The organism is Kitasatospora sp. NPDC001159 (assembly GCF_053598235.1).
The window spans coordinates 1-16,416 of record NZ_JBSFJV010000067.1; the positions used below are offsets into that span (position 1 = coordinate 1).

Consider the following 16,416-nt stretch of genomic DNA (forward strand, 5'->3'; position numbering starts at 1 on the left):
GCCGGGGGAGGCGCTGTACCAGCGGTAGCCCGGAAACGCCTCGGGCGAGCAACCCCGAAATTTCGGGGGTGCTCGCCCGAGGGGAGTCACGTCAGCTGTAGACCGGGCCGGTGAACTTCTCGCCCGGCCCGGCGCCCGGCGCGTCCGGGACGATGGACGCCTCGCGGAAGGCCAGCTGCAGCGAGCGCAGGCCGTCCCGCAGCGGGGCCGCGTGGAAGTTGCTGATCTCCGGGGCGCCGGCGGTGACCAGCCCGGCGAGCGCGGTGATCAGCTTGCGGGCCTCGTCCAGGTCCTTGTCCTTCTCGCCGCCCTCGGCGAGACCGCACTTGACCGCGGCCGCGCTCATCAGGTGCACCGCGACGGTGGTGATCACCTCGACGGCGGGCACCTCGGCGATGTCGCGGGTGAGGTCGTCGAAGCCGATCGCGTCGTCGTCCGCGCCGGGGTTCTGGGTGGGCTCGCTGCTCAAGGGGGGCTCGTTCCGTCGTGCGGTGTGGGTACACGTGGAGCGTACAAGGGCCCTGTAACGCGCCGAAAAGGCAGTGCGCCGGGGCGGGAATGGATTTCGACCCCCCGGCGCTGTATGCTTCGAGACTGACCGGCCGGGATCCCGTATGGGTACCTGGCCAGCAAGTGGAGGCTCCACTGCAAGGAGGCCCGAGAGGGCAACCGCGAAAGTCTCCCACCTGATCGGCCTCGCGGTCGACGGGTCCCGGTCCGCGACGGGCGCCACGGCGCCGAGTCGCCGCAGCGCCCCTCACCGGGTGCCGCCCCCGGTTGTGTGGAGCCCCGCTTGTACCGAGCGGGGCTTTTTTCGTGTCGCGGTGCATGCGGTGCCGAGAGGTGCCGGGCAGCGCAGCTCGAATGAAGCCCCGCCCAGTGGTCGAGTCCACTACGTGCGACCGCCGTCCGACGGCCGCATCGCAGAAGGTGCAACCGAGGAGGCCCCATCAGCACCGAGCCCCGCATCAACGACCGGATTCGCGTCCCGGAGGTGCGACTCGTCGGTCCCAGCGGCGAGCAGGTCGGCATCGTGCCGCTTGCCAAGGCGCTGGAGCTCGCGCAGGAGTACGACCTCGACCTGGTCGAGGTCGCGGCGACCGCCCGGCCGCCGGTGTGCAAGCTCATGGACTACGGCAAGTTCAAGTACGAGTCGGCCATGAAGGCCCGTGAGGCGCGCAAGAACCAGGCGCACACGGTCATCAAGGAGATGAAGCTCCGGCCGAAGATCGACCCGCACGACTATGACACCAAGAAGGGTCACGTCGTCCGGTTCCTCAAGCAGGGCGACAAGGTCAAGATCACGATCATGTTCCGCGGTCGTGAGCAGTCCCGTCCCGAGCTGGGCTTCCGTCTGCTGCAGCGGCTCGCCGACGACGTCCAGGAGCTGGGCTTCGTCGAGTCCTCGCCGAAGCAGGACGGCCGGAACATGATCATGGTTCTTGGCCCGCACAAGAAGAAGACCGAGGCGATGGCCGAGGCCCGCGCCCTCGCGGACGCCCGCAAGGCCGAGCGGCTGGGCCGGACCCCCGGCTCCGACGCCGCCCCCGCGGACGACGCCGAGACCGACGTCGTGACCGAGGCACAGGACGCCCCGGCCGAGGCCGAGGCCCCCGAGGCCGACGCTCCGGTCGAGCAGCCGGCCGCTCCCCAGGGCGCCTGAGCCGCGAGGCTCACGGCAGTCCGGGGTCGGCCCCCAGGGTGACGGGGCGTCCCGCCCGGTCACCGCAGATCCATCCAGTTCACGCCCGCGCGGCGCAGGTCGCGCGGGCGCGGACGGGACTGACGAGGAGATACGGCGAAATGCCGAAGCAGAAGACGCACAGTGGCGCCAGCAAGCGCTTCAAGATCAGTGGCTCTGGCAAGGTGCTGCGCGAGCGCGCCGGCCGCCGCCACCTCCTGGAGCACAAGCCCTCGACGCTGACCCGCAAGCTGGCCGGGACGGTCGAGATGGCCCCCGCTGACGCCAAGAAGATCAAGAAGCTTCTCGGCAAGTGATCGCCTTCCCGCCCGGTGCGAGCCGGCGCGGGGCAGCTGATCCTTCCCGACCCATTCGAATGACGGACCACGTGAAGTAGTCCGTGGTCCAACCCAAGGAGTAATCAAGTGGCACGCGTCAAGCGGGCAGTCAACGCCCACAAGAAGCGCCGGGTCATCCTGGAGCGCGCCAGCGGCTACCGTGGCCAGCGTTCGCGCCTGTACCGCAAGGCCAAGGAGCAGGTCACCCACTCGCTGGTCTACAACTTCAACGACCGCAAGAAGCGCAAGGGCGACTTCCGTCAGCTGTGGATCCAGCGCATCAACGCTGCGGCCCGTGCCAACGGCATCACCTACAACCGCTTCGTGCAGGGCCTGAAGGCCGCCAGCGTCGAGATCGACCGCAAGATGCTGGCCGACCTGGCCGTCAACGACCCGGGTGCGTTCGCCTCCCTGGTCGAGGTCGCCCAGAAGGCGCTGCCGGCCGACGTGAACGCCCCGAAGGCCGCCGCGGACGCCGCCTGATCTTCCGAGATCGGTTGAGCTCTGACCGGACCCGCAGGCTCTCCTGCGGGTCCGGTTCTGCTTTCCGCTCCTCAGCACCTCCAGAGTCAGCGCCTCCAGAGAACGAGACCATGCCGAGCACCGACACCCCCCTGCTCACCTCCCTGCGCTCGCCGCGCGTCGTCGCCGCCCGCCGGCTGGCCAAGCGGAACCAGCGCACCAAGGAGCGCCGCTTCCTGGCCGAGGGCCCGCAGGCCGTCCGGGAGGCCGTCGCCTTCGGCAAGCTGCCGGGGACGGCCGAGCACGCGGTGGTCGAGGTGTACGTGGGCCTGGAGGCCGCCGAGCGGCACGCGGACATCGTCGAGGCCGCCCTGAACGAGGGGCTGCCGGTGCTGACCGCCACCGACGAGGTGATCGCCGGGATCTGCGACACGGTGACCCCGCAGGGCATCGTGGCGCTCTGCCGCTTCATCGACACCCCGTTCGCCGAGGTGCTCAAGGCCCGGCCCAAGCTGGTGGCGATCCTCGCCCACGTGCGCGACCCCGGGAACGCCGGCACCGTGCTGCGCACCGCCGACGCGGCCGGCGCGGACGCCGTGGTGCTCACCGACGCCTCGGTGGACCTCTACAACCCGAAGGCCGTCCGGGCCTCCGTCGGCAGCCTGTTCCACCTGCCGGTGGCGGTCGGCGTGCCGGTCGAGGAGGCGGTCGGGAAGCTGCGCGAGGCCGGCATCCGGGTGCTCGCCGCGGACGGCGCGGGGGAGCGTGACCTGGACCAGGAGCTCGACGAGGGCACCCTGGGCGCGCCCGGCGCGTGGGTGTTCGGCAACGAGGCGTGGGGGCTCCCGGAGGAGACCCGGGCGCTCACCGACGAGGTCGTGCGCGTCCCGATCCACGGGTACGCCGAGAGCCTCAACCTGGCCACCGCGGCCGCCGTGTGCCTGTACGCCTCGGCACGGGCGCAGCGTTCGCCCGGCGGCTGCCGTTCGAACGGCTGACACGCCCCGGGGCGCGCCCGGATCGCCACGCTGCAAGCCCTACTGTCGGGGCCTGCGAGGCGCTAGGGTCTGCCTCGGTGGGGGGAACGGCACGGTGGGTAATCGGGGAGGCAACCCATGGTCGGCAGCGGGCCCGAGCTCGACCCGGACGACCTGCCGGACGGCCTGGTGGTCGCCGACGCGCTGGGCCGGGTGGTCTGCTTCAACCGGGCCGCGGCCCGGCTCACCGGCGTGCTCCCGGAGGCCGCGCTCGGCAGCGCGCTGGAGGACGTCCTGCCGCTGGAGGACCTGGACGGCCGCCGCTGGTGGCAGCTGACCGACCCGTATGGCGGCCTGGCCATCCGCACCCGCCAGCCCGAGCGCAACCTGCTGCTGCCCGGCGGCCGTGAGGTGCTGGTCTCCGCCCGGTACGTCCGGACCGGGCCCGGCGGGCCGCTGGAGCGCCTGGTGATCGCCCTGCGCGGCACCGAGGCCCGGCGCCGCACCGAGCGCAGCCACGCCGAGCTGATCGCCACCGTCGCACACGAGCTGCGCTCCCCGCTGACCAGCGTCAAGGGCTTCACGGCCACGCTGCTGGCCAAGTGGGAGCGGTTCACCGACGGGCAGAAGCGGCTGATGCTGGAGACCGTCGACGCCGACGCCGACCGGGTCACCCGGCTGATCGCCGAGCTGCTGGACATCTCCCGGATCGACTCCGGTCGGCTGGAGCTGCGCAAGCAGGTGGTCGACCTGGCGGCCGCGGTGCGCCGGCACGTCGAGCGCAAGGTCGCCACCGGCATCCCCGAGGAGCGCTTCGACATCCGGATCAGCGAGCCGCTGACCGTGCTGTGGGCCGACCCGGACAAGGTCGACCAGGTGCTGGCCAACCTGCTGGAAAACGCGGTGCGCCACGGCGAGGGAACTGTCACGATCGAGGTGGCACCGGCCAAGGAGGTCGTCGAGGCGCCCGTCTGGGAGCGCTCCGGCACTCCGCCCCGCATCGTGGAAGGCACCGCGGTCACCGTGAGCGATGAAGGAAGCGGCATCCCCGAGGAGTCGATGCCGCGCGTCTTCACCCGCTTCTGGCGGGGCTCCAAGCGCGGCGGCACCGGCCTTGGGCTCTATATCGTCAAGGGCATCGTGGAGGCCCACGGCGGCTCGATCCGGGTCGACCGCGCGCCCGGCGGCGGGGCCCGGTTCCGATTTATCCTGCCCGCCGGCGTTCCGGACTTCATGCTCTGACAGAGAATGCAACGACAAGCACAGCATGCTCTGAGAGGGCACCGGGGTCCCGCCGGACGGGCTTGACGGCAGCCGCGCTACGCGCTGCGACTACACTCGACCTTTGGCGTTGCGCAACGCCCTGTGCGGCTGTGCCGCGGACACCACTCCCCGTTAGCCCTTCGGTCTCCCCGTGAGCCGTCCGGTGAACGGAGATCGGCTGCCCGCGCCCCGGCCCCGCCGGGCGTGACGCGAAGGCGAGCCCCACACACCTGAGCACGGACGAGCAGGAGCACGGGAAAGATAGAGATGTCGGCACCCAACAAGTCGTACGACCCGGTCGAGGTCGAGGCCCTCAAGCCCGAGGTGGTGGAGCAGGCGCGGGACGAGGCGATCGCCGCCTTCGCCGCCGCCGGCACCCTGGACGAGCTGAAGCAGGCCAAGGTCGCCCACACCGGCGACCGCTCCGCGCTCTCGCTCGCAAACCGCGAGATCGGCGCCCTTCCGCCGCACGCCAAGGCCGCCGCCGGCAAGCTGATCGGCCAGGCCCGCGGCGCCGTGAACCAGGCGCTCGCCAAGCGGCAGGCCGAGCTGGAGGCGGAGCGTGACGCCCGCGTGCTGGTCGAGGAGGCGGTGGACGTCACGCTGCCGTACGACCGCGCCCCGCGCGGCGCCCGGCACCCGCTGACCACGCTGGCCGAGCGCATCGAGGACACCTTCGTCGCGATGGGCTACCAGGTCGCCGAGGGCCCCGAGGTCGAGGCCGAGTGGCTCAACTTCGACGCCCTCAACCTGGGCCCGGACCACCCGGCCCGCTCGATGCAGGACACCTTCTTCGTCCAGGCCCCGGACGGCTCCGCCGACTCCGGCGTGGTGCTGCGCACCCAGACCTCCCCGGTCCAGGCCCGCACCATGCTCGACCGCGAGCCCCCCATCTACGTGGTCTGCCCCGGTCGGGTCTACCGGACCGACGAGCTGGACGCCACCCACACCCCGGTGTTCCGCCAGGTCGAGGGCCTCGCCGTCGACGAGGGCATCACCTTCGCCGACCTCAAGGGCACCATCGAGGTGCTGGTCGAGAAGCTGATCGGCGGCGGCCTGGAGCTGCGCTGGCGCCCCTCGTACTTCCCGTTCACCGAGCCGAGCGCCGAGATCGACCTGCAGTGCTTCGTGTGCCGCGGCGAGAGCGTCGGCAACCCGGACCGCCCGTGCCGCACCTGCTCCTCCGAGGGCTGGATCGAGCTCGGCGGCTGCGGCGTGGTCAACCCCCGGGTGCTGGTCGCCTGCGGCGTGGACCCGAACCGCTACAGCGGGTTCGCCTTCGGCCTGGGCCTGGAGCGGATCCTGATGAATCGTCACAACGTCGCCGACATGCGCGACATGGTCGAGGGTGACGTGCGTTTCACCCTCCCGTTCGGGATGGAGATCTGATGCGCGTCCCGCTTTCCTGGCTGCGCGAGTACGTCGATCTGCCGGCCGGCGAGACCGGCCGTGACGTGGCCGAGCGCCTGGTCCGGGCCGGCCTGGAGGTCGAGACCGTCGAGCAGCTCGGCGCCGACCTCAAGGGACCGCTGGTGGTCGGCGAGGTGCTCTCCATCGAGGAGCTGTCCGGCTTCAAGAAGCCGATCCGGCACTGCTTCGTCAACGTCGGCGACGCCAACGGCACCGGCGAGCCGCAGGAGATCGTCTGCGGCGCGACCAACTTCGCCGTCGGCGACAAGGTCGTGGTCGTGCTCCCGGGCGCGGTGCTGCCCGGCCCGTTCCCGATCGCGGCCCGCAAGACCTACGGCCACACCTCGGCCGGCATGATCTGCTCCGCCCGCGAGCTGGGCATGGGCGACGACCACAACGGCATCATCGTGCTCCCGCCGGAGTACGAGCCCGGCACCGACGCCATCGAGCTGCTCCAGCTGGTCGACGAGGTGCTCGACATCGCCGTCACCCCGGACCGCGGCTACTGCCTGTCCATGCGCGGCGTGGCCCGCGAGGCCGCCGCCGCGTACGGGCTGCCGCTGGCCGACCCGGCGCTGCTCGACGTGCCGCCGGCCAACTCCTTCGGCTACCTGGTCAAGGTCAACGACCCGGCCGGCTGTGACCGCTTCGTAGCCCGTACGGTCGTCGGCGTCGACCCGAACGCCAAGTCCCCGATCTGGCTGCAGCGCCGCCTGCAGAAGGCGGGAATCCGCCCGATCTCGCTGACCGTCGACATCACCAACTACGTGATGCTGGAGGTCGGCCAGCCGCTGCACGCCTACGACAAGCAGCGCGTCGACGGCCCGATCACGGTCCGCCGGGCGGAGCAGGGCGAGACCCTCACCACCCTCGACGGCGTCGAGCGCAAGCTCGTCGCCGAGGACCTGCTGATCTGCGACAACAGCGGCCCGATCGGCCTGGCCGGGGTCATGGGCGGCGCCTCCACCGAGATCCTCGACCCGGCCGCGGGCCCGGGCACCACCGAGGTGATCATCGAGGCGGCGCACTTCGCCCCGGTCTCGATCGCCCGCACCGCCAAGCGGCACAAGCTGCCCTCCGAGGCGTCCAAGCGCTTCGAGCGCGGCGTCGACCCGGAGGCCGCCCGCGCCGCCGCGCAGCGCGCCGTCGACCTGCTGGTGCTGATCGCCGGCGGCACCGCCGAGGCCGGGGTCACCGACATCGCGGCCCCGCACCCGGTGCGCACCATCACCATCGCCGCCGACCTGCCCGACCGGGTGGCCGGCACCGAGTACGGCCGCGAGACCGTCACCCGGCGCCTGCAGGAGATCGGCTGCTCGGTCGCGGGCGCCGACGTCCTGGAGGTCACCCCGCCGACCTGGCGGCCCGACCTCACCGACCCGTACGACCTCGCCGAGGAGGTCATCCGGCTGGAGGGCTACGACAACGTCCCCGCCCGGATGCCGGACGTGCCGCCGGGCAAGGGCCTGACCGAGGCCCAGCGCATCCACCGCCGGATCGGCGTGGCACTGGCCGGCGCCGGCTACGTCGAGGTCAACAACTACCCGTTCCTCGGCGAGGCCGCCTTCGAGGCGCTCGGCCTGGAGCCGGACGACCGCCGCCGCCGTACGGTCAAGCTGGTCAACCCGCTCAACGACGAGGAACCGTCGCTGCGCACCACGCTGCTGCCGGGCCTGCTCGGCGCGCTGCGCCGCAACATCGGCCGGGGCAACACCGACCTGGCGATCTTCGAGACCGGCACCGTGTTCCGGCCCAAGGACGAGCTGACCGTGGCCCCGCGCCCGGCCGTCGACCACCGGCCGAGCGACGCGGAGCTGGCCGCGCTGGACGCCGCGCTGCCGGACCAGCCGCGCCGGCTCGCCGTCGCCCTCGCGGGCGAGCGGCTGCCCTCCGGCTGGTGGGGCAAGGGCGCCCAGGCCTCCTGGGCGGACGCGATCGAGGCGGCCCGTACGGTGGCCCGTGCGGCCGGCGTCGAGCTGACCGTCCGCCAGGACCAGCACGCGCCCTGGCACCCGGGCCGCTGCGCCGCCCTGGTCGTCGCCGGCACCGACCGGGTGGTCGGCCACGCGGGTGAGCTGCACCCGCGCGTGGTCAAGGCGCTCGGGCTGCCGGCCCGGTCCGCGGCCATGGAGCTCGACATCGACCTGCTGACGGCGGACGGCCCGGAGAAGGTCAACGGCCCGGCGGTCTCCGGCTTCCCGGTGGCCACCCAGGACGTCGCGCTGATCGTCGACACCGCCGTCCCGGCCGCCGAGGTCGAGGCCGCGCTGCGCGCGGGCGCGGGCGAACTGCTGGAGGCCATCCGGCTGTTCGACGTGTTCACCGGTGAGCAGGTGGGTGAGGGCAAGAAGTCGCTGGCGTACGCGCTGCGCTTCCGTGCCGCCGACCGCACCCTGACCGCCGACGAGGCCACCGCCGCCCGCGAGGCCGCCGTCGCCGAGGCCGTCAGCCGCACCGGCGCGGTGCTGCGCGGCGCCTGAGCGCGGACGCGCCGTAGGGGCTGAAGGGCCCCGCCCGGACCACCGTGGTCCGGGCGGGGCCCTTTGCTTCTTCTTGGGTTGACGGCATGTCATCATTCCCACTTAACTCATTAACTATGGAACTAGATAAAGGTGCTGACCAGCCCTCCCCAATCGAGTTCCGCCTGGACCCGATCTCCGGTGTCCCGACCTACCTGCAACTCGTGCAGCAGGTCGAACAGGCGTTGCGGATGGGCTGGTTGGCCGAGGGGGACCGGTTGCCCCGGGTGCGCGAGGTGGTCGCCGGGCTGGCGATCAACCCCAACACCGTGCTCAAGGCCTACCGGGAACTGGAGCACCGCGGCCTGGTAGTCGGTCGGCGGGGCCAGGGGACCTTCGTGCGCGGGCTGCCCGCCGGGGTGGTGCCGCTGCGGGAACGGGCCGCGCTGCGGCGGGGATTACTGGACTGGATGCGCTCGGCACGGGCTGCCGGGCTGGACGAAGGGGGGATGGTCGCGGTGTTCGAGGACGCGCTGCGCGACCTGCGTGAGGGGCGCGACGGGGTGGTGGCGTGATGGCGACGGACACGGTGATCGACTGCGGCGGGATCGGCAAGCGCTACCGTCGCTCCTGGGCGTTGCGGGACTGTCATCTCGCCGTCCCCGCCGGACATGTGGTCGCCCTGGTCGGCCCGAACGGCGCCGGCAAGACCACGCTGCTCAGCCTGGCCGCCGGCCTGACCCTGCCCAGTGAGGGTGCGATGACCGTCCTCGGCGACCAACTACCGGGCTCGCCGCTGGCCTTGGACCGGATCGGCTTCGTCGCTCAGAACGCCGCGCTCTACCCCGGCCTGTGCGTGCGCGACCTGCTCGCGATGGGCCGTCACCTCAACCGGCGCTGGGACGCCGACCGGGCGCGCACCCACCTGGAGGGCCTCGGCATCCCGCTGGACCGCAAGTACGGCCGGCTCTCCGGTGGCCAGCAGGCCCAGGTCTCGCTGGCCCTGGCGCTCGCCAAGCGGCCCGAACTCCTGCTCCTGGACGAGCCGTTGGCCGCGCTCGACCCGCTCGCCCGGCACGACTTCATGTCCGTGCTGCTGACCGCGGTGGTCGAGGACGGCCTCTCGGTGGTGTTCTCCTCGCACGCCGTCAACGAGTTGGAGCAGAGCTGCGACCACCTGGTGGTGCTGGCGGGCGGCCGGGTCCAGGTGACGGGGGAGGTGGACGACCTGCTGGCCGGCCACCGGATGCTCACCGGCCCGACCGCCGAGGCGGAGGCGGTCGCCGAGCGCCTGCCGGTGGTCCGCGACCGCCGGGCCGGCGCCCAGTCCCACCTGCTGGTCCGCACTGGCGGCGTGGACGCCCCCGTGTCTGGTGAGTGGCGCCAACAGCGCATCGGCCTGGAGGAGTTGGTGCTCGCCTACCTGCGCGAGCCGACCGCCTCCGCCCTGCCCGGCCCGCGCGGGGCCGTCCGTACGAACGAGGAAGTGCTGCTGCCGTGAGTTCCACCACCATCGCGCCGCCCCGGTCCGCCATCCTTCGGGCCGCCGGGCTGCGCCACCGGACGACCGTGCTGATCCTGCTCACGGTGATGGCGGTGCTCGCCCTCGGGCTGCTGCTGCACGGCTGGTACGTCCATGATGGCCTGGAGCGCACCGGCGCCGCCTCCTGCGATCCGGCCACCGACGCCTGCGTGGCCCGGTACAAGAACTTCCTGCACGGCTACGGCACCTCGATGCTGGCCATGGAGCCGGTGGTCTATGTGCTCGGCACCGCGTTCGGAGCTTTCGTCGGCGGGCCTTTGCTGGCACGGGAGTTCGAGCACGGCACGGTGCGCTTCGCGTGGACCCAGGGCGCAGGACGTTCCCGATGGACGGCGGGCGCGGTGACCCTGGTGGGCGGGGTGCTGGTGCTGGTGGCGGCACTGTTCGGGCTGTTGCTGGGCTGGTGGAGCGCGCCGATGTCCCTCGCGGACGGGCGGTTCAACCCGAATCTCTTCATCCAGGCATGGCCGGTGATGATCGGTCGCGTGGTCGTGACCTTCGGGGCGGCCGTGCTGGCCGGCGCGGTGCTGCGCCGCACGGTGATCGCGGTGGGCTTCGGCCTGGCCGTCTCGGTCGCGCTGCCCTTCGTGGCCGAGTCGTTCCGTTTCCACTACCAGCAGCCGCTGGAGGAGGCGGTGCACAACATGCGGGGGATGGCGCTCGACGGGCGCTGGCTGGGGGAGGTCTGGTACTCGGACCCGGCCGGCAACCGGATCTCCGAAAACGATTTCTACAGCCACGGGAACACCTTCGCCCAGCTCGACAGGCTGGTACGGGACGGCGGCTACACCGCGCACCAGGTGTACCAGCCGGCGGACCGGTTCTGGCCGTTCCAGTTCATCGAGGCCGGCTGGATGCTGGCGCTAGGGCTTGCGCTCTGCGCGGCGGCGGTCTGGTGGGTGCGACGCCGGGCGGTCTGACCTGGTGCGTCCACATTGGCTTGAAGTGGATCCGTCAAAACCCTTGCGGGGGTGGGACTTCCGGGCGTTTGCTTCTCGTTAGGAAAGTTTCCTAACCCACCGAGGAACCGGAGCATTCATGCGTCCTCAGCCCCGTCGCGCCCTCCGCATGGCCCTCGCCGCCGCCCTGGTGGCCGCGCCCCTCACGGTCGCGGCCACCTCGGCCGCCCAGGCCGCACCGACGTCGGTGACCGCCGCGCACCTCAACGGAGTCGGTCTCGACGACCCGCACAAGAAGGACATCGCGATGCAGCTGGTGTCCAGCGCGGAGAACTCGTCGCTGGACTGGAAGGCCCAGTACAAGTACATCGAGGACATCGGCGACGGCCGCGGCTACACCGCCGGCATCATCGGCTTCTGTTCCGGCACCGGGGACATGCTGGAGCTGGTGCAGCACTACGCAGACCTCAAGCCCGGCAACGTCCTCGCCAAGTACCTGCCCGCGCTGAAGAAGGTCAACGGCAGCGACTCGCACGCCGGCCTCGGGGCCCCGTTCGTCAAGGACTGGGCCACGGCCGCCAAGGACCCGGCCTTCCAGCGGGCCCAGAACGACGAGCGCGACCGGGTGTACTTCAACCCCGCCGTCAACCAGGCCAAGGGTGACGGCCTGGGCGCCCTCGGCCAGTTCGTCTACTACGACGCCATCGTGATGCACGGCCCGGGCAACAGCTCCGACAGCTTCGGCGGCATCCGCGCGGCCGCCATGAAGAAGGCCAGGACGCCCGCCCAGGGCGGCGACCAGGCCACCTACCTCAAGGCCTTCCTGGACGCCCGCAAGGTGGTCATGAAGAAGGAGGCCGCGCACTCCGACACCAGCCGGGTCGACACCGAGCAGCTGGTCTTCCTCAACGCCAAGAACTTCGACCTCAACCCGCCGCTGAAGTGGAAGGTCTACGGCGACAGCTACGCCATCAACGGCTGACGCCCCGGCCGGCACGGCGTCGGGAGGCCGGTCTCCCCCGGTCTCCCGCCGCGCCAGCCTTCGATCCCCCCCCGCGAAAAGCCAAAGAGGATGTGAAAATCCTGTTCATCCCGTAACGAATCGAGCAGGAGGATAACGAAGGGCCCCTCCCTTGTTGACGCATTCGCCCGGTGGCGCTTGACTCCGTCCCCTGCCGCAGGTCTGCGGCGCAGCACAGGAGGCACCACCGATCATGAACAGACCCATGCGTCTCGCGGCCACGGGCACGGCCGCCGTGTCGCTCGCACTCACCCTGGCGGCCTGCGGTCAAACCGCGGCGCCCCAGAAGCCGGCGGCCGGCGGAGGCAACGAGGGCATCGGTCTGCTACTGCCGGAGAGCACGTCCTCCACCCGGTACGACGCCTTCGACAAGCCGCTGATCGAGCAGACGGTGGCCGGCCTCTGCACGAAGTGCACGATGAGCTACGCCAACGCGGGCGGCGACGCGAACGCCCAGAAGAAGCAGTTCGACGACATGCTCGCCAAGGGCGTGAAGGTCATCCTGCTCGACCCGGTGGATGCCAAGCTCACCGCCCCGTGGGTCGACGCCGCCAACGCCAAGGGCGTGAAGGTCGTCGCCTACGACCGGCTGGCCCAGGGCAAGGTCGCCGCGTATGTCTCCTTCGACAACCAGCACACCGGTCAGCTCCAGGGCCAGTCCCTGCTCGACGCGCTCGGCTCGAAGGCCTCCTCGGCCAATGTCGTGATGATCAACGGCGCCGAGTCCGACCCCAACGCGGCGCAGTTCAAGGCGGGCGCGCACCTGGCGCTGGACGGCAAGGTCAAGATCGCCTACGAGCAGTCCGGCGAGTGGAAGCCGGAGGTGGCCACGGCGAAGATGAACGAGGCCATCCAGAGCCTCGGGAAGAACGGGATCCAGGGCGTCTACGCCGCGAACGACGGCATGGCCGCCGCCGTCATCGAGGCCCTGAAGGCCGCAGGCATCAAGAACGTGCCGGTGGGCGGCCAGGACGCCTCCATCGACGCGATCCGCCGGGTGCTCACGGGCGAGCAGGCGTACACCATCTACAAGCCGTACAAGCCCGAGACCGACGCGGCGGGCAGCATCGCCGTCCAGCTGGCCGAGGGCCTGGACATCAGCACCACCGCGACCTCGGTCACCGACAGCGGCGGGCTGCAGATCCCCTCGCTGCTGCTCACCCCGATCGTGGTGACCAAGGCGAAGGTGGAGACCACGGTCGTCGGCGGCGGGCTCTACAAGGCGTCCGACATCTGTACCCAGCCGTACGCGGACGCCTGCGCCGAGGCCGGGGTCAAGTAGTCGGGGCCGCCAGGCACGTGAAAGGGCGCGCCCGCACCGGAGCCTCCTGTGCGGGCGCGCCCTTCCGTGTCGAGGCTCAGGCGCTCGCGGTGTAGTCGTAGAAGCCGCGGCCGGACTTGCGGCCCAGCAGGCCCGCGTCGACCATCCGGGACAGCAGCGGGGGAGCGGCGTACAGCGGCTCCTTGTACTCGTCGTACATCGACTCGGCGATGGAGACGATGGTGTCCAGGCCGATCAGGTCGCACAGCCGCAGCGGGCCCATCGGGTGGGCGCAGCCGGCCTCCATGCCCTTGTCGATGTCGGAGGCGGTGGCCACGCCCGACTCGAACATCCGCACCGCGGACAGCAGGTACGGCACCAGGAGCGCGTTGACCACGAAGCCGGCCCGGTCGCGGGCGCGGATCGGCTCCTTGCTGAGCACCTGGGAGGCGAAGGCCTCGACCCGCTCGGTGGTGGTCGCCGAGGTGGTCAGGGTCGGGATGACCTCGACCAGCTTCTGCACCGGCGCCGGGTTGAAGAAGTGCAGGCCGATGACCTGCTCCGGGCGGGAGGTGGCGGCGGCCAGCTTCACGATCGGGATCGAGGAGGTGTTGGAGGCCAGGATCGCGTCGCGGCGCTCGATCACCCGGTCCAGGGTCTCGAAGATCTTGACCTTGATGTCCTCGCGCTCGGCGACCGCCTCGACCACCAGGTCGCGGTCGGCGAAGTCGGCCAGGTCGACGGTGAAGGACAGCCGGGACAGGGCCTCGTCCCGCTGCTCGGCGGTCAGCTTGCCGCGCTTGACCGCCGTATCCAGGGAGTTGGTCAGCCGGGTGCGGCCGAACTCCAGCGCCTCACCGCTGGCCTCCGACACCAGGACGTCCAGCCCGGCCCGGGCGAAGACCTCCGCGATGCCCGACCCCATCAGGCCGCAGCCCACTACTCCGACGCGCGCGATGTCACTCACTCAGTTGCCCTTCGGTGGTGCTGGGGGTCGCCCAGCGAACTGGTGGCCCAGCGAGCTGCTGGTCAACGGGTCGGTGGACCGGAATGGGTGCACCGGTCACCGCCCCGACGACGTTACTACTCCGTACCGCCCAGTAGGTCACCCCCTCCCCGGCGGAGTGCCAGCGTTCACCGGTCCTCCGAACGAGTGAGGCCGCGCCGCCCGCGCGTGTGCCCGGGGCCCTCACCGCCCGGCGGCCGACAGAATGCCGCAGGTCCGACAAAACGCCGCGGACGGGGGCCGGGGACGGGAAGGGAGCACGCGGTGCCGATGGGATCACTCACAGGACAGGTCGCCCTGATCACCGGCGCCGGCCGGGGCATCGGCCGGGAGATCGCCATCGGTCTGGCCGCCGAGGGAATGGCCGTCGGCCTGGTCGGCCGTACCCACGACACGCTGACCGAGACCCTCAAGGAGTGCTTCAAACGCGGGGCCCGGGGCGTCGCGGTCACCGCCGACGTATGCCGCCCCGGCTCGGTGCGCGAGGCCGTCCGGCTGGTCGAGCGCGACCTCGGCCCGATCGACCTGCTGGTCAACAACGCCGGCCAGGTCGACCGCGCCGAGGTGCCGATCTGGGAGACCGACCCCAACCAGTGGTGGCAGGTGATCGAGACCAACCTGCGGGGCCCCTACAACCTGCTGCGCTGCGTGCTGCCGAGCATGGTGGCCCGGCGCAGCGGCCGGGTGGTCAACCTCAACTCCGGCTTCGCGCTGCGCCCGGACGGCAACTACACCGCGTACGCCACCTCCAAGGGCGCGCTGCTCCAGCTCTCCGACAACATGGCCGACTCGCTGGCCCAGCACGACATCGTCGTGCTGGACATCAGCCCCGGCGCGGTGGCCACCGACATGACCGCCGGGATGCCGATGTTCAAGGACATGAAGACCTGGGGCTCGATCCCGTACGTGGTCGCGGTCATCGTGGACGCCGCCCGGGGCCGCTTCGACGAGCTGCACGGGCGGTTCATCCACGCCGGGCGGGACGACCTGACGGAGCTGGTCGAGCGGGCCGAGGAGATCCGCGGGACGGACGCCCGGACGCTGCGGCTGCGCCCGTACAAGGACGACGACCCGATGGCCTGACCGGTCCGGTGATCTGGCCGGCCCGGTGGCCTGGCAGTCCGGCCGAACGGTTACGCGCACAGCTGGCTGGCGGTGACCGGCTTGAGCCCCGCCTTGGCCAGGCCGTCCAGGATCGTCGGCAGCGCGTCGATGGTGCACTGGTGGCCCATGTGCAGGGCCACCACCGAGCCGCCGCGCACCGTGTTCAGCACCCGGCGCTGCAGCTCGGCGGCGGTCGGGTCGTTGTAGTCGCGCGGGTCGACGTCGAACGACAGCACGTGCTCGTAGCCGACCGCCTTGGCCTGGTCGCGCACCATCTGGGTGGCGTACTGCGCGGCGGAGGGGCGGAACCAGCGGCCGATCGAGCCGGTCAGCTTCTGCAGCCGGTCGGCGCACTGGGCGATCTCGGCACGGGCCTGGTCCGGGGCCATCGCGGAGATGTTGAAGTGGTTCTGGGTGTGGTTGCCCAGCTCGTGCCCGCCGTCCAGGATCCGCCGGGCCATCTGCGGCTGCTGGTCCAGCCAGCTGCCGACCACCATCACGGTCAGCTTGGCGCCGCGCTGCTCGGCGGCCTCCAGCAGCGCGGTGGCGAGCTTGGGGTCGCCGCTGCCGTGGAAGGTGAGCGCCACGTTCTTGCCGGTGCGCGGCCCGTGCACCACCTCGTACGGCGTGCCGGCCGCGAGCGGCGTCAGCGCGGGCGGGGTCGGCGGGGCTGAGGTCTGGGCGGCGGCCGGGGTCGGCTCGCCGGTGGGCTGCGGTGTGGCCGGGGTGGTCGGCGCGGGGGACTCCGGGCCCTCCCCGCCGTTCCAGGCCGGGTCGGTGGTGTGCTGCGGGTCGACGACTCCGGGATGGGCGGCGAGCGTCCCGGTGTCGGCCCGGCGGGGCGTACCGCTGCCGCAGCCGGTGAGGAGTCCGCCGGCGGCGGTCAGGGCGGCCAGCTGGGCGGCGGTGCGCAGTACGGTGCGGCGTTCGGCAGTCATCGGCAGCCAGCATAGAGAGGACGGCCCCGCCGAGCGATCCGGCACAGGCGGCCA

General features: G+C 71.6%; 16 protein-coding genes. 13 read left to right on the forward strand and 3 right to left on the reverse strand.

Annotation, left to right across the window (positions count from 1 at the left end):
* Positions 1 to 91 precede the first annotated feature (91 nt).
* Entirely contained in the window at positions 92 to 469 is a 378-nt protein-coding gene (locus ACWC9T_RS28355; protein ID WP_316520291.1) for a DUF1844 domain-containing protein, read from the reverse strand.
* Positions 470 to 949: 480 nt separating this feature from the next.
* Here ACWC9T_RS28355 and infC point away from each other — a divergent pair, with 480 nt between their 5' ends.
* The 12 genes from infC to ACWC9T_RS28415 all read left to right on the forward strand — a co-directional run bounded on the left by infC (position 950) and on the right by ACWC9T_RS28415 (position 13,335).
* Positions 950 to 1,663 carry a translation initiation factor IF-3 gene (gene infC / locus ACWC9T_RS28360; RefSeq protein WP_449823920.1) on the forward strand — a complete coding sequence of 238 codons (714 nt, stop codon included), beginning with the start codon at positions 950 to 952 and terminating at the stop codon, positions 1,661 to 1,663.
* A 140-nt stretch (positions 1,664 to 1,803) separates the two neighbouring features.
* Entirely contained in the window at positions 1,804 to 1,998 is a 195-nt protein-coding gene (gene rpmI / locus ACWC9T_RS28365) for a 50S ribosomal protein L35 (RefSeq protein WP_030286227.1), read from the forward strand.
* Between the two features lie 108 nt (positions 1,999 to 2,106).
* Positions 2,107 to 2,502: a 50S ribosomal protein L20 gene (gene rplT / locus ACWC9T_RS28370; protein WP_030055649.1), complete on the forward strand. Its 396-nt coding sequence runs from the start codon at positions 2,107 to 2,109 to the stop codon at positions 2,500 to 2,502.
* Between the two features lie 110 nt (positions 2,503 to 2,612).
* Positions 2,613 to 3,479 carry a TrmH family RNA methyltransferase gene (locus ACWC9T_RS28375; protein WP_449823889.1) on the forward strand — a complete coding sequence of 289 codons (867 nt, stop codon included), beginning with the start codon at positions 2,613 to 2,615 and terminating at the stop codon, positions 3,477 to 3,479.
* A 117-nt stretch (positions 3,480 to 3,596) separates the two neighbouring features.
* A complete protein-coding gene (locus tag ACWC9T_RS28380; RefSeq protein ID WP_449823890.1) occupies positions 3,597 to 4,700 on the forward strand; it encodes an ATP-binding protein in 1,104 nt (367 codons plus the stop codon).
* 288 nt (positions 4,701 to 4,988) lie between these two features.
* Positions 4,989 to 6,110 (forward strand): phenylalanine--tRNA ligase subunit alpha, encoded by a 1,122-nt coding sequence (gene pheS, locus ACWC9T_RS28385; protein WP_392899158.1) that lies wholly within the window; start codon positions 4,989 to 4,991, stop codon positions 6,108 to 6,110.
* Positions 6,110 to 8,611 carry a phenylalanine--tRNA ligase subunit beta gene (gene pheT, locus ACWC9T_RS28390; RefSeq protein ID WP_449823891.1) on the forward strand — a complete coding sequence of 834 codons (2,502 nt, stop codon included), beginning with the start codon at positions 6,110 to 6,112 and terminating at the stop codon, positions 8,609 to 8,611. The genes pheS and pheT overlap by 1 nt, the downstream gene beginning before the upstream one ends.
* A 116-nt stretch (positions 8,612 to 8,727) precedes the next feature.
* Positions 8,728 to 9,165, forward strand: a complete 438-nt coding sequence (locus tag ACWC9T_RS28395; RefSeq protein WP_449823892.1) for a GntR family transcriptional regulator — start codon at positions 8,728 to 8,730, stop codon at positions 9,163 to 9,165.
* Entirely contained in the window at positions 9,165 to 10,091 is a 927-nt protein-coding gene (locus tag ACWC9T_RS28400) for an ATP-binding cassette domain-containing protein (RefSeq protein ID WP_449823893.1), read from the forward strand. The genes ACWC9T_RS28395 and ACWC9T_RS28400 overlap by 1 nt, the downstream gene beginning before the upstream one ends.
* Positions 10,088 to 11,053, forward strand: a complete 966-nt coding sequence (locus tag ACWC9T_RS28405; RefSeq protein ID WP_449823894.1) for a hypothetical protein — start codon at positions 10,088 to 10,090, stop codon at positions 11,051 to 11,053. The genes ACWC9T_RS28400 and ACWC9T_RS28405 overlap by 4 nt, the downstream gene beginning before the upstream one ends.
* Before the next feature lie 118 nt (positions 11,054 to 11,171).
* Positions 11,172 to 12,014, forward strand: a complete 843-nt coding sequence (locus tag ACWC9T_RS28410) for a chitosanase (protein WP_449823895.1) — start codon at positions 11,172 to 11,174, stop codon at positions 12,012 to 12,014.
* 232 nt (positions 12,015 to 12,246) lie between these two features.
* Positions 12,247 to 13,335, forward strand: a complete 1,089-nt coding sequence (locus ACWC9T_RS28415) for a sugar ABC transporter substrate-binding protein (RefSeq protein ID WP_449823896.1) — start codon at positions 12,247 to 12,249, stop codon at positions 13,333 to 13,335.
* A gap of 76 nt (positions 13,336 to 13,411) precedes the next feature.
* Here the strand turns inward: ACWC9T_RS28415 and ACWC9T_RS28420 are convergent, their stop codons facing one another.
* Complete coding sequence (locus ACWC9T_RS28420) at positions 13,412 to 14,281, reverse strand: 3-hydroxybutyryl-CoA dehydrogenase (protein ID WP_449823897.1); 870 nt, start codon at positions 14,279 to 14,281, stop codon at positions 13,412 to 13,414.
* A 309-nt stretch (positions 14,282 to 14,590) separates the two neighbouring features.
* Between ACWC9T_RS28420 and ACWC9T_RS28425 the strand changes: the two genes are divergently transcribed.
* Positions 14,591 to 15,403 (forward strand): SDR family NAD(P)-dependent oxidoreductase, encoded by an 813-nt coding sequence (locus ACWC9T_RS28425; RefSeq protein ID WP_449823898.1) that lies wholly within the window; start codon positions 14,591 to 14,593, stop codon positions 15,401 to 15,403.
* A gap of 50 nt (positions 15,404 to 15,453) precedes the next feature.
* On the opposite strand, the gene ACWC9T_RS28430 is transcribed toward ACWC9T_RS28425, so the two are convergent.
* Positions 15,454 to 16,362, reverse strand: coding sequence for a polysaccharide deacetylase family protein (locus ACWC9T_RS28430; protein WP_449823899.1), 909 nt, complete (start codon positions 16,360 to 16,362; stop codon positions 15,454 to 15,456).
* Positions 16,363 to 16,416: the final 54 nt, after the last annotated feature.